Here is a 13,087-nt window from a genome sequence, read left to right as displayed (position 1 = left end):
TATTCCCAACATGATTTTGACAATCATGAGTGATATATTCATGTATTGGTGCTGGCAAGAAATTACATGATTAAAAGAGTCATGTTTGTCGGTTTGTAGTCATCCTGCAACACTCCCACTTTTGAAGCGGCGGGAAGCCGAGTGGCGAAAGACCGGAACAGGTGTATGAGCGCATGATGCTCAACCGCTCATTTGAGGCTTTGGTGAAGGCCACGATGAATTCTGGCAAAGTGATTGGTTCCGGTGCAATCGTCTTACTCTGCGGACCGGTGTGGTGCGATCAATGTGGGTGAGCATGATGATGGCAAGCACGTCAGGTTCACGACCACCGGCGTCAGCGCTAGCATGGGTTATCATCTTGCCAGAGAACTGACTGTCGGGGCAGCTTCGGCTGTGGTCGTGATGATAGCGATATTGGCGACAAAGGGACAAGCAGCACTGCTTGAATATCGTGGTCTGATAGCTGCAGACGGGGACCGCGAACACGGTTTCCTGGTCAATTTCAAGAAGCAGTTCTGATAACGGAGGCGGCATGTTCCGCCTGTCCATCCTTATTTTATTTGCATCGGACGGCTCTCAGGTCAGTCAGTGTGTCACGTCGTTACGGACAGTTCGTCGAAAGGCACTTGACTGATGTATAGCCATTCGGCTATGTATCAACGCATAGCCAATTGGGTATGAATTGAGCGATGACTATGCGAGACGAAGTTTTCAAAGCTTTATCCGATCCGACCCGACGGTCGATATTTGAACGACTTTGCCGAGAGGGCGAGAAGACGGTTACGGTTTTGACCGCAGGAACGAGTGTGTCCCAGCCGGTCGTCTCAAAGCATCTTGCCGCTCTCAAGAGGGCAGGCCTCGTCAGTGATCGTCACGAGGGGCGCCAAAGCCACTACAGGGCCGAATACACGGCACTAATTCCACTGATCGATTGGGCGAAAGAGTTGAACGGTTTCTGGGAGCAGAAGTTCGATGCCCTTGAAGACCTGTTGAAGAGGATGGATCAATGACCGAGATATCTGATGATGTGCGAACGGTAATTGTTGAGCGTGAAATGCCTCATCGGCCTGAAAAGCTCTGGCGCGCATTGACGGAGCCTCACCTCATCGCGGAATGGCTGATGAATAATGATTTCGCTCCGACCGTAGGCCATTGTTTCAAGCTCAAAGGTGAGTGGGGCGGGGTGCTGGATTGTGAGGTTCTGGTGGTCGAGCCGAACAGGCGGCTATCCTACACCTGGAACCACACCCATGAGGACGAAGCATACAATCTCAGAAGTATCGTGACCTTGACTTTGATACCTACCGCCACCGGGACACATTTGCGGATGGAACAGTCGGGCTTTATGCCAGGTCAGAAACAGGCCTTTCACGGTGCACATCATGGATGGCGAAATTTCCTTGAAAAGCTCGATGCCGTCGCCGCTGATTTGGACTGAACCCGCTCCTGGAGAGAGTGCCGCAAAGCATAATGAGCCGGAAGGAGCTGGAGTTCAGCCAATGTGGTTGGCGAACTCCATAAGGAGAAGCACATATGGTCTTGAATAAATCCATACGCCAAATTCACCGCTGGTTGTCGATCATATTCACGCTTACCGTGATTGCGAATTTCGTCACTATGGCGTTCGGGCAGCCTCCGGTGTGGATCGTCTATTCTCCGCTTCTACCGCTGTTTATATTACTCGCAACCGGGCTGTATCTGTTTATTCTGCCCTATACTCTGAGACGGGGTGAGTGAAGCCTTTTGACCCTGTTCGATAGGCCCTTTCACCAGGCCAGCTTGGGCACCGCGTCAAGCAGCATGCGCGTATATGGCTGTTTTGGCTGAGTGAATATTTGAGAAACGGTACCTTCTTCGACAATCTTGCCGTGATGCATGACAACAACGCGGTCGCACAGATGGCGAACGACAGACAGGTCATGGCTGATAAAAAGCAATGTCAGATCAAGGCTTTTCCTCAGTTGCAACAGGAGATTGATAACCTGTGCCTGAATGGAGACGTCGAGCGAAGCCACTGGCTCGTCGCAAACGATGAGCTCCGGTTGCATTGCCAGTGCTCGCGCAATAGCAATGCGCTGTCGCTGTCCGCCGGAGAACTGGTGAGGATAACGGTCTGCCAGCGCCGGATCGAATGCCACTGATTTCAGCCAGCGATTGACATATTCGCGCGCGTCTTTCTTGGTGCAAAGCCCGTGTGCGATCGGCCCTTCCGCGACGGACTGAAATATTGTGCGGCGTGGATCAAGCGATGCAAAGGGGTCCTGAAAGATCATTTGAACGGACGTGCCGATCTTGCGGTCTTTTTCCCGGACCTTGCGAGCGTCAACCAGAACATTACCCGAAGTTGGCGTGGAGATGCCGCAGATGATGCGGCCAAGCGTTGATTTCCCCGAGCCGGATTCGCCGACCAGCCCCAGCACTTCGCCGCGTGCAGTCGTAAGAGTTGCGGACTGAACGGCATGGACGGCATGAGCTGGTTTGGCGAGGCCGAGCCGTTGGGCAAAACGGCCAAGCGAGCCTACCGGCTTTTGGAAGACCATCGTAACGTCATCGGCGCTGACGAAGTTCGGGCTTGGGGCGAGAGATTTGTTCTTCTGCGTCTCTATAATTGAACATTCGCCAGCGTTCTCGGTGGCGCTTGAGGTTAGAAGCTCCCCTGGCTGTTTTCGTGACGGCAGGGCATCAAGCAGGCCTTGAGTGTAGGAGTGCTTGGGAGAACCGAGTACTTCGGCAACGCTCCCCATCTCGACAATCTTGCCAAGCCGCATGACGGCTATTCTCTGTGAGATTGAAGCAACGGTCGCGAGATCATGGCTGATCCAGATCATCGAAATACCCAGTTCAGAGACGAGCGCTTTCACTTCTTTGAGGATTTCCGCTTGAACCGACACATCGAGCGCCGTTGTGGGTTCGTCCGCGATTACCAGTTTGGGCTTGTGAAGCAGCGCAATAGCAATCGCCACGCGTTGGCGCATGCCACCTGAAAACTGATGTGGATACTGGTCGACCTTCTTTTCCGGCTCGACAATGCGCACCCGCGCCAAAGCTTCGATCGCTCTGCGGCGAACTTCGGCATCCGAAGCCTTTTCGTGAGCGCGGATAGCCATTGCGATCTGGTCGATGACCTTGAGGACCGGGTTTAGGGTCATCATGGGGTCCTGAAAGACCATAGAGACTTCCCGACCACGAATGCTGCGCAATTGGTTTTCCGGCAATCCGACCAGCTCCCGGCCTTCAAATCGAATTGAACTTCCGGGTTGAATTCTGCCGGGCTTATCGATCAGGCCAATCAGAGAGAAACCGGTGATCGATTTTCCTGAACCGGATTCTCCGACAAGGCCAAGTATTTCGCCTTTCGCGATTTCAAATGAGATGCCCTCGACGGATTTCACCGTACGGCGGTCAGTTTCAAAATAAGTGGAGAGATTGTCGACTTGTAGCAGAGCTGTCATTTGCGCAGCCTCGGATTGAGTATGTCTCTGATCTGATCGCCCATGAGATTGATGGCCATGATCAGAACGATCAGCGCAACGCCCGGATAGATGGAAATCCAGTAGCGGCCCGACAGAAGATACTGGAAGCCATTGGCAATCAACATTCCAAGGGAGGGCTCTGTTGGCGGCAGGCCGACACCAAGAAACGAAAGCGTGGCTTCCAGCGAAATGGCTGAAGCAACTTGCACAGTTGCCACGACGATGAGCGGTGGCAGGGAGTTGGGCAGGATATGCCGTGTTACGACGTGCCAGCCACTCATCGGCACGGAAAGGGCTGCCTGCACGTAATCCTTTTGCCGTTCCGCCGCCGCGCATGCGGTGCCATCTCCGGAATTTGCGGGCCGCGCAATCCTGTTCTGGCGGCACGTGCAGTCATGGAGCAGACCGAACACGTATTTTTCGCAGGCGAAGGGGCAAAGCGATTTTGCGAAGCTGCCGGTCTGGAAATGATGGCGCCGGAATGGTTCTCGACGGAACAGCGTCGCAAGGCCTTGCACGACGAAATGGCACGTCGTCGCAGTGGTGCCGCCGACGATGGCGATCCTGCCCGCAAACACGGCACTGTCGGAGCAGTTGCACTGGATCGTTTCGGTCATCTGGCGGCAGCTACATCCACGGGCGGCATGACCGCCAAGACACCGGGACGCGTTGGTGACAGCCCGGTCATCGGTGCTGGAACCTGGGCGGATGACGAGACGGTAGCGCTTTCCGCCACAGGTCACGGAGAATATTTCATTCGCTGGGCGGTGGGTCACGAAGTGGATGCACGGATGCGCTGGGCAGGGCAATCGCTCAATGAGGCGGCTGGCGCGGTTGTCCGCGAGCTGGGTGAAATCGGTGGCTCTGGCGGTCTTGTTGCGGTGGATCGCAAAGGCAATGTCAGCCTGCCGTTCAACAGCCCAGGCATGTATCGTGCATGGTGCGGTTTGGACGGGGAGATAAATACGGGTATATATAGATAGCAGAGATGCCATAAAGACCAGAACACAGCCTGATACCGGGATGCAATTTATGAACCTCTACAATGGAAGCATCCGATCTGCCTTGCTTCCATTTCTCTTGTGTCTGCTGTTCAACCTTCTGGCGATAGGCAGCCTTGCTGTTTATCAACGAGCGGCGCTGTTGTCCGAACTTCAAGCTGCCAGCTTTACGTTACATCGTGAGGCTTCCCAACGGGCCGACCAACACGATGCCCATCTGACGGCGCTTTCAACGATCGCTCAATCCAAAGCGCGAACGGCTGATGTTTCGCAGGATGACGTTTTCCTCGAAGTGGCGGCAACGATCACTCGTTTCTATCCGCGCATCGATGAAATTCAACTGGTGCCGATGAACCCGGCTGAGCCCGTGACCGGCACAAGAAAGCTGGAACCGGAACTGGCTGATGCCATACGTGTGGCTGCCCGTTCATCGCGAGGCGTCCCCGAGCTTCTGGCACCTGCTGCGCGACCCGGGCATTACATGATCGTAAAACGCAGCCCGAATACGGACAACCCGCACGACGGCCTGACACTCTCGATCAATGCGGGCAGTCTTATCAGTTCTGACGATGCATTCTGGAGCCGGGATGGCGTTGCGCTGCGTATCCTCATGCCAGATGGGAAGGTTTTATTCAGTAGCGCGGGCACATTTGGTGAAGCGCATTTTTCCAAGAAACTGGGCAGTGCAACGCAACCGCTTCTCTTCCAGACAGCCCTTGCCATGGGCTGGACTGATCTTTTGCCGTTTGACCAGCTTATTCCGATCCTCGTTCTTACGAACCTGCTGTTCTTTGGTGGATTGGTCATCGTTCGCCAGACACAACGCACGCGCCATGCGGAACGTCGTGCAGAACTGAGTAGCCTCGAAGCCCGATTGGCACACGCCTCACGCGTCAACACGATGGGCGAAATGGCAAGCGGCATGGCACATGAGTTGACGCAGCCCCTGACGGCCCTTCTGGCGGGGGCTCAGGCGGGGCGCCGCTTGTTGAGCCGCAACAATATGACGGCACTGGCCGGAGCGCTGGACGATATGGTGGATCAGGCGCGTCGGGCATCCGCCATTCTGGATCGGCTACGCAATTGGTCTCGTCCGCAGCGCCGGCAGACGAAACATGCTGATCTGCGCCTTTCACTGCAGAACGTGCAGACACTGCTCGCCTCGGAGGCTGTACGACAAGGCGTCAAAGTTGAACTCTCGATACCCGAGACACCTTTGTTGGCTGCGTTTGACCCGGTGGAAATGGAACAGGTGATGTTCAATCTTCTCCGCAATGCAATTGAATCCTTTCATGATAGTGATGGTGATCGACGGGTCAACGCATCCCTGAAAGCTGATGGATCGCTCGCTATTTTGGAAATTGCCGATAACGGCCCCGGTGTTGCGCCAGAGTTGTTGCCGCGTCTTTTTACCCCTTTTACGACAAATCGCCCTGAAGGAACCGGTCTCGGCCTGGCACTCAGCCAGCGGCTGGTTGAACGCTTTGGTGGTGAAATTTCCTATATTCCTCAGGAGCAAGGTGCGTTGTTTCGCGTTGTGCTCCCAATCGCCGATGGCACAGGAAGTTAAGACGATGGTTCAGCCGGTCTATCTTGTCGATGATGATGAAGCGGTACGAAAGTCGCTCAGCCTTCTTCTGTCGACCATAGACATCGAGGTCAGGGGGTTTGCTGATCCTTCCGCTTTTCTGGCGCAGCTGCCGCGACTGAAACCCGGATGCATGATTTTCGATATTCGCATGCCTGTCATGACGGGCCTGAAGCTTCAGGAGCTTCTGGCCGGGCAGGAAGTTGACTGGCCGGTGATCATCATCTCGGGCCACGGCGATATCGAAGCCTGTCGTCGCGCCTTTAGAAATGGCGCGGTGGATTATCTTTCCAAGCCGGTCGATGAGCAGGATTTGATCGATGCAATCCAGAAGGCTCAGCAACTGCTTGAACGCAAGCTGGGGAGCGAGGCTCTGAGAGCCGAAACGCTGGCATTGCTGGACGCGCTGACGGCGCGTGAGCGTGAGGTGCTTGATCGTATTGCACAGGGCTTCACTACCCGGCAAATTGCCGATGGTCTTGAATTGTCGCCACGCACGATAGATAGCCACCGTGCGGCCATAGGAGCAAAACTGGGCACGACATCGCAAGCGGAAATGACACGCTTGTGGCTTGAAGGACAGTCACATCCGTAGAACTACCGATAAGTTCGTAAATGTTACGGATTTCACTGCTTGCTGACGGGAACTAAATGTTCCTCATCACAACTGAGGAACGACCATGATCCGTAAACTTGCAATTATCGTTTTGTCGATGGCCCCGGCTACCGCTTTCGCTCAGACTCTTCCCACCACGCCCTATCTGCCGCTTGATCTGGCAACCAAAGCTGCACAGGCTGCACTGGATGCCTGTGTCGCCAAGGGCAATAATGTGAGCGTTGCAGTTGTGGCGCGAGACGGATCGACCAAGGTTCTGCTCAAGGCCGATCTTTCTGGTCCGCATACCGGCAGCAGCGCGGAAGGAAAAGCGTTCACGTCGGCTGCTCTGGGCCGTGATTCCGGTGAAGTCGCAGAGTTTATCGCGTCGAAACCAGCCAATAATGGCATGCGGGACATGGATTCTCGCTTCGTTATTCAGGCGGGTGGGTTGCCGATCAAGATCGGGGATGCATTGGTTGGCGGAATTGGCGTTGGCGGCGCACCATCGGGTGCAACCGATGCGGAATGCGCACTTGCCGGTCTGCAGGCTATCGAAGCAAGGTAAGAATGAACAATCGGGGCTGAGGGTGGTTCAACCCCGATCATTTTCAGCGAGAATGACAAAAGGGGCGCGGTTACGCGCCCCTTTTACTAATAGTGACCCCGCCTCACGCGTGGCCCACTATAATAGTGGTGTCTGTGATGATTGCGCCAGGCGTTGTGCCTGTAATGGCGATGCGAATGCCAGCGTGGCCCACGATAATGGCGGTGATGCGAGCGCCAGTTGTTTCGCTTGTAGTGATGCCGTTTCTTCCAATGTTTCCGTGAATGATGCCCCCGATGATCCCGGACTTGTTCGACATTCGAACTCACGTCTGGTTTTGCGACGTTCAGTGTCGGCGCGGCATTGGCAGCACCTGCTCCGATCAGCATCCCGACACCGAGAACACCGGCGATCAGTCCTTTAACTAGGTTCATTCTGCGTACTCCTTTCAAGCTCGCATCCTGAAATCTGGCGCATGAACTGATGATGAACGGGAAAAAGCGGGGAAAATCCGGCTTGATGGTCATACAAGTTTTACAACCACAAACCTCCCCAGACTGGTAGCTTAGCGATTCAACGACTACGTATAAGGGTGGAATCGTAACCCGTGAAATCGCGACGGAGAAACATGCACAGAACTGGCTTCGTCGGAACTATCCTGATGCTGTTCGCAGCCTTTCCCGCTGCTGCAAACGACGCGCAATTGGTTGCCGATATGGCTTCCGAGTGCTGGAAGTTGCCCGAGAATATTGACTATCAACGAGCGTCCGCAACTTTCGAGGTTACATATAATGCTGAGGGCGAGTTGGTGCGCATCGTGACTGTCGAGTATCAACCAGTTAGACGAGCGGGTCGAGAATTCGCAATCAGCGCGCAGCAGGCGCTGAATGAGTGCGCGAACAGAACTCCGGTTAAGTCGCGGACGATCCGGGTGGTAATGCGATATACGGCACCCGCCTCAGATGGGCCATTGATCATGAAGAAGCCCCTCCGGTAGCCAATGTCTATCTCTTATGGGCCAGTACCAAGTGCCGCTCGACTGAATAATTCATGCAGACGGTTGCCAAAAAAACATAATTGCTGAACAAGGGTTGGAACTAAGCGCTCAATGTCGAGAATGGAACACAGCTTGAAACGCATTAAAATTGGCTTGGTCTGGCTCTTTTTGGCAGGCATTTCGTCAGCGCATGCTCTTGAAGTCAGTTCTCCGGCCATTTTGAAGCCGTCGCCGGAGCAAATGCAAGCCGCCAATCTAACGGCAGAGTTTCTCACGCGTTTTCATTATCGGCCCATTCCTCTGGATGATGCGCTGTCGGTCCGGATCATGAACCGGTTTATCGACTCGCTGGACCCGGATCGGCTCATCTTTCTGCAGGCGGATGTCGACAAGTTCCTGACCGGCAGCAAGGAAATCGATGATGCCATCGAACGTCAGGATTTGACTGTTCCGTTTTCCATCTTCAACACCTACCAGATGCGCATCATCGAGCGCATGACCTTTGCGCGCAGCCTGCTCAAGCAGGGGTTTGATTTCAGCAAGCAGGAAGATTTCTCCATCGTGCGCGACAAGGAGCCCTGGCCGCGATCAAGTGAGGAGAGCAATGATCTGTGGCGCAAACGCGTCAAGAACGACTGGCTGCGTTTGAAGCTTGCCGGCAAGGATGATGCGACGATTCGCAAAACCCTCGACAAGCGCTATGAAAACTCCATCGAGCGCACGTTTAAATACAACAGCAGCGACGCTTTCCAATCATTCATGGCTGCCTATACGACGTCGGTCGATCCGCATACCGATTACTTCGGTGCCAAGGCTTCAGCCGAATTCGATATTTCAATGAAGCTGTCTCTGGTCGGTATCGGCGCGGTGCTCCAGGAAAGAGACGACTATACGACGATCCGTGAACTGGTTGCGGGTGGTCCGGCACAGTCATCGGGCAAGCTTGCCGTGGGCGACCGTATTGTTGGCGTTGGACAGGGCAAGGAAGGTCCTATCAAGGAAGTGATCGGCATGCGTCTCGATGAGGTCGTGCAGATGATCCGTGGTGACAAGGGTTCGGTTGTGCGGCTCGATATCCTGCCCGTCGATGCTGGCCCCGACGGCAAGCACCATGTTATCTCTCTAGTCCGCGACAAGATCAGTCTCGACAAGCAGGCCGCCCAGAAGAAGATCCTTTCGGTGAAAGACGGAGACGCCTCCCGCAAGATTGGAGTGATCACTCTGCCGGCGTTTTACGAAGACATTGAAGCGCGGCGCAAGGGCGACAAGAATTACAGGAGTGCCAGCCGCGATGTTGCCAAGCTCATTGCTGAGTTGAAGCAAGACAAGGTTGATGGTGTGCTGGTCGACCTGCGCAACAACGGCGGTGGTTCGCTCAGCGAAGCGATCGATCTGACAGGATTGTTTGTTGGAAAAGGACCGGTCGTTCAGCAGCGCAATGCAAGCGGCGAAGTCAAGGTGGAAAGCGATACTCTTTCGGCACCTGCCTGGAAGGGCCCGCTGGGCGTACTCATCAATCGCGGTTCAGCTTCGGCTTCCGAGATTTTTGCTGCGGCGATACAGGATTATGGTCGTGGTGTGGTTATCGGCGAACCAAGTTTCGGCAAGGGAACGGTGCAGACCGTGGTCAATCTCGACGAAGTGGCCAATAATCCCAAACCGGAATATGGCGAGCTTAAATTTACAGTTGCGCAGTTCTTCCGAGTTGACGGTGGTACGACCCAATTGCGTGGTGTAACACCTGATATTAGTCTACCGGGGCTTTTCGATCTCAAGCTTGTCGGTGAATCAAGCTTCGACAATGCGTTGCCGTGGTCGCAGGTGAAGGCTGCGAAGTACAAGTCATCGGACAATATAAAGACGCTGTTGCCCCGGCTGCAGAACCTGCATGATGAGCGCGTGCAGAAATCCCCGGAGTTTCAGGACTTTTTGCAAGACGTTGCAACGCTGAAAGAGCAGCGCGAGAAAAAATCCATATCCCTCAACGAAACTGAACGTCGCAACGAGATGGCTGCTCAGGAAAAGCGGATCAAGGCACGCGGGAAGGTCAACGACGGTATTGATACCGGGATGGATGACGGTCTGCAGTCGAATGAGCGAAGCTTGAGTGCTGATCTGGCGATTGAGAAAAACCGCAAGAGCGCGACAGATGTCCTGCAGAACGAGGCTGCGGCGATTGTGGGCGATCTGGTTGATCTGCGATAGGGCTTTGGTTCAAGTCAGTGCGGGAGAGAACTCGCAACGGGAGGGGTTGGCGCCGCCCGCTGCGCTGTTGCGAAACTTAGGGATTATCGGATTTCAGAAGATAACCCGCATTAAACCCGTTAGATCGCGTGAACGGTCAGGTTTCACGGTCCGCGCTTATTTGCGCAGCTCGGCTTCGATCTGATCGAGAACCTGATCCTTGCCAATGCCGGTCAGGAAGGGGAGGCCTTTTATGACGGGCTTGGTCACAGAAGCCGAAATAGGCGTAGTGGAAACGATGAAATCCACATTGTCAGCCAGAGAAGCAACTTCAGTTGCTTTTGCCTGCTGAGCGTTGAAGGTAAGCCCACGCTTTTTCATTTCTTCGGTGACGGTTGCATTCACTGCCGTAGATGTCGCTACACCTGTACCGCAAGCGAAGAGAATTGTTTTCATTTTAGCCATGGTTTCCTCCAATTGGTGCCTGTGTGTTCAGAGCGCTAGAGCATTTCCTGTTATTCCTGAATCATTGGAAATGCTCTATTTCTTTGTTTTTTCGCATTATCCGACGCAAAACCGCTTCGCACTTTTGCTGGAAATGCTCTAGCCTTTATTGCAAGGCAGTTTGAACGTCCCCAAGCGTGCGTGCGGCCTTCAGCCTGTCGAGTGCATCAGCATCCTGAATGGTTGCCATGATCTGCTGTAAGGTCTCAATCTGTTTATCCTTGTCATTGATGGCAAGCAGAAACACATATCCAACCGGGACAGCTTCTTCCGGGTCTTCCATATTGGCGAACTGGATGGGCGATTTCAGCGTCGCGAATGCAATGCCAGCCTTGATCACATGTTCAGGATCGGTGTGGGGGACTGCGACGTTATCATCGCGCTCAAGCGGTAATCCGGTAGGCATGGACAGTTCGCGGCGGACGACGGCATCGGCGTAGCTTGGCTTTACATAGCCCAGCTTCTCGAGCTTGCCCGCCAATATCCGGATAATCTCTTCGTTGGTTTTTGCTTCGCTCTGAAGCTCGATCGCTTGTGGGTCGAGAAACTCAATCAGACCAGCAGCCATTCCATTCTCCATTCAAAGAAGGTCGCACGCCGATCTCGACGTGCGACTTGTATTTCATGCAGCGATCATTGTCGCCCTCAGGCAGCAATTTCGTCTGCAGGTTCGTCCTCAGCACCCGCAGCGCGTTCCCATGCCTGCGTATTGCGACGATAGAGCATGAAAAGTGCTGCAATAACGACGGCGATTACCGCGATACCAATAGCACCGAGCCACTGGATGGCCGAGATGATGACGTAAGGCACCCACAGGAATCCATCGACCACCGAAGTAATCTGCAAGGCGTTCTCAGGCAGCTTGAAGCCCGATGAAACAGCAGCGCTGGTGAACAATGGTGCGAGCGCATTGGCGACATAGAAGCCGATGGCCAGTGTGATGGTTCCGACGACGACCATGCGGAACACGTTTCCTTTCAGAAGCGGTGCCGTCATGGCGACGATGAACGGAATGACGGCAAGATCGGCGAACAGGATCACGCGGTTGCCCGGCAGGATGACCGACAGGATAATCGCAATCGGCACCAGAATGAGTGATGACGAAATCGCAGCCGGGTGTCCAATCAGGATTGCCGAGTCGAGACCGACGAGAAGTTCGCGGTCGCCTGTGCGCTTGCGCACAAATTCCTGTGCAGCGTCAGAAACCGGCAGCAGGCCTTCCATCAGGATTTTCACCATGCGCGGCAGAAGCAGCATGACCGCTGCGAGCGTCATGCCGGTGCCGAGAACCTTGGCGAGGATCGTGCCGAAATCGCCAGCATTATAAAATGCGATAGTACCAAGCACGAGGCCGATGATCAGCCCCATCACGACCGGCTCACCGAAAACGCCGAAGCGACGTTCGATGGTTTCAGTGCTGATGTTGATCTTGTTGATGCCGGGAATGCGATCCATGATCCAGTTGAGCACGATGGCAATTGGCAGGATCTGCGCCGAGGCCAGATGCGGCACGGACACACCGGGTACGCCATAGAACTGCTGAACAGCGCGTGCGGACCAGTCTGCAAACAACAGCGACAGTGCTGCAACCAGTGCTGCAATGATGATGCCATAAGCGAGGTTATCGGTTGCAGCGACAACCAGCGAGCCCACGAAAGCAAAGTGCCAGAAATTCCATACGTCCACATTGAGCGTGCGCGTCCAGCGCATGAGCAGGAGGACGATATTGACCAGAATACCTACTGGAATAACCCACAAGCCCACGGATGAACCAAAGGCAATGGCCGCAGCGGAAGGCCAACCGACATCGACGATATCGCGTTTTATGCCTGTATTGGTCACGATTGCCTGAGCCACTTCACCGATGGAGGTGAACATAAGGCCAAGGACCAGGTTGATACCGATGAAAGCGACGCCAATTGTTATGGCTGCACGGAAGGCTTTGCCGACCTTCGCCCCAAGTACCACTGCAATAATGAAAATCACGATAGGCAACAGGACTGTCGCCCCAAGCGTATCGACTGCCGTTTTAAGTCCGCTCAGAAATGCGTCCATTTATCTCTCCTCCCCCTCGGAGCACGTCCCAAAGTGCACCGAACTAACAGAACATCATTATTAGCTCGCACGTATCGACGTTTCAAAATGTGAATTGGGCGAAACGGCAGAACATTTGTATTCTATAGCAAACTAAAGTTGAA

The 13,087-nt window shown here is 54.3% G+C and carries 14 protein-coding genes and 1 pseudogene; 9 read left to right on the top strand and 6 right to left on the bottom strand.

Translation table 11 applies throughout. From position 1 onward, the window contains the following. Positions 1 to 285 precede the first annotated feature (285 nt). The 4 genes from OANT_RS21315 (at position 286) to OANT_RS27210 (ending at position 1,737) form a co-directional block, all read left to right on the top strand. Positions 286 to 519 carry a hypothetical protein gene (locus OANT_RS21315; RefSeq protein WP_144243786.1) on the top strand — a complete coding sequence of 78 codons (234 nt, stop codon included), beginning with the start codon at positions 286 to 288 and terminating at the stop codon, positions 517 to 519. Positions 520 to 689: 170 nt separating this feature from the next. Further along, a complete protein-coding gene (locus tag OANT_RS21310; protein WP_010659318.1) occupies positions 690 to 1,010 on the top strand; it encodes an ArsR/SmtB family transcription factor in 321 nt (106 codons plus the stop codon). After that, complete coding sequence (locus OANT_RS21305) at positions 1,007 to 1,438, top strand: SRPBCC family protein (protein ID WP_010659317.1); 432 nt, start codon at positions 1,007 to 1,009, stop codon at positions 1,436 to 1,438. Before OANT_RS21310 ends, OANT_RS21305 begins: the two co-directional genes overlap by 4 nt. A gap of 95 nt (positions 1,439 to 1,533) precedes the next feature. Beyond that, on the top strand, positions 1,534 to 1,737 hold the full coding sequence (locus OANT_RS27210) for a hypothetical protein (protein ID WP_010659316.1): 204 nt from the start codon (positions 1,534 to 1,536) through the stop codon (positions 1,735 to 1,737). Between the two features lie 29 nt (positions 1,738 to 1,766). Here the strand turns inward: OANT_RS27210 and OANT_RS21295 are convergent, their stop codons facing one another. Further along, a complete protein-coding gene (locus tag OANT_RS21295) occupies positions 1,767 to 3,452 on the bottom strand; it encodes a dipeptide ABC transporter ATP-binding protein (protein ID WP_012093454.1) in 1,686 nt (561 codons plus the stop codon). Next, positions 3,449 to 3,805, bottom strand: a pseudogene (locus tag OANT_RS21290) (ABC transporter permease); the annotation flags it as partial. The gene OANT_RS21295 and the pseudogene OANT_RS21290, both read right to left, overlap by 4 nt. Here OANT_RS21290 and OANT_RS21285 point away from each other — a divergent pair. The 4 genes from OANT_RS21285 to OANT_RS21270 all read left to right on the top strand — a co-directional run bounded on the left by OANT_RS21285 (position 3,725) and on the right by OANT_RS21270 (position 7,225). After that, positions 3,725 to 4,456 carry an isoaspartyl peptidase/L-asparaginase family protein gene (locus OANT_RS21285; protein ID WP_235822935.1) on the top strand — a complete coding sequence of 244 codons (732 nt, stop codon included), beginning with the start codon at positions 3,725 to 3,727 and terminating at the stop codon, positions 4,454 to 4,456. The pseudogene OANT_RS21290 and the gene OANT_RS21285 sit on opposite strands and share 81 nt — an antisense overlap. A 49-nt stretch (positions 4,457 to 4,505) precedes the next feature. Continuing rightward, positions 4,506 to 6,044: a sensor histidine kinase gene (locus OANT_RS21280; RefSeq protein ID WP_012093453.1), complete on the top strand. Its 1,539-nt coding sequence runs from the start codon at positions 4,506 to 4,508 to the stop codon at positions 6,042 to 6,044. Positions 6,045 to 6,048: 4 nt separating this feature from the next. Continuing rightward, positions 6,049 to 6,657 (top strand): response regulator transcription factor, encoded by a 609-nt coding sequence (locus tag OANT_RS21275; protein ID WP_010659306.1) that lies wholly within the window; start codon positions 6,049 to 6,051, stop codon positions 6,655 to 6,657. Positions 6,658 to 6,742: 85 nt separating this feature from the next. Further along, positions 6,743 to 7,225 carry a GlcG/HbpS family heme-binding protein gene (locus OANT_RS21270; protein ID WP_012093452.1) on the top strand — a complete coding sequence of 161 codons (483 nt, stop codon included), beginning with the start codon at positions 6,743 to 6,745 and terminating at the stop codon, positions 7,223 to 7,225. Positions 7,226 to 7,311: 86 nt separating this feature from the next. Here the strand turns inward: OANT_RS21270 and OANT_RS26780 are convergent, their stop codons facing one another. After that, positions 7,312 to 7,638, bottom strand: a complete 327-nt coding sequence (locus OANT_RS26780; protein WP_155269258.1) for a hypothetical protein — start codon at positions 7,636 to 7,638, stop codon at positions 7,312 to 7,314. Positions 7,639 to 8,321: 683 nt separating this feature from the next. Between OANT_RS26780 and OANT_RS21255 the strand changes: the two genes are divergently transcribed. Continuing rightward, positions 8,322 to 10,406, top strand: coding sequence for a carboxy terminal-processing peptidase (locus tag OANT_RS21255; protein ID WP_040128591.1), 2,085 nt, complete (start codon positions 8,322 to 8,324; stop codon positions 10,404 to 10,406). A 156-nt stretch (positions 10,407 to 10,562) separates the two neighbouring features. On the opposite strand, the gene OANT_RS21250 is transcribed toward OANT_RS21255, so the two are convergent. The 3 genes from OANT_RS21250 to OANT_RS21240 all read right to left on the bottom strand — a co-directional run bounded on the left by OANT_RS21250 (position 10,563) and on the right by OANT_RS21240 (position 12,944). Next, positions 10,563 to 10,850: a PTS sugar transporter subunit IIB gene (locus tag OANT_RS21250; protein ID WP_010659301.1), complete on the bottom strand. Its 288-nt coding sequence runs from the start codon at positions 10,848 to 10,850 to the stop codon at positions 10,563 to 10,565. Positions 10,851 to 10,995: 145 nt separating this feature from the next. Further along, positions 10,996 to 11,457, bottom strand: a complete 462-nt coding sequence (locus OANT_RS21245; RefSeq protein ID WP_012093448.1) for a PTS sugar transporter subunit IIA — start codon at positions 11,455 to 11,457, stop codon at positions 10,996 to 10,998. Between the two features lie 77 nt (positions 11,458 to 11,534). After that, positions 11,535 to 12,944, bottom strand: a complete 1,410-nt coding sequence (locus OANT_RS21240; protein ID WP_012093447.1) for a PTS galactitol transporter subunit IIC — start codon at positions 12,942 to 12,944, stop codon at positions 11,535 to 11,537. Positions 12,945 to 13,087 lie beyond the last annotated feature (143 nt).

It is taken from the genome of Brucella anthropi ATCC 49188 (assembly GCF_000017405.1).
In the GTDB taxonomy this organism is placed as follows: Bacteria; Pseudomonadota; Alphaproteobacteria; order Rhizobiales; family Rhizobiaceae; genus Brucella; species Brucella anthropi.
This window is presented reverse-complemented; position numbering and strand designations above follow the sequence as displayed.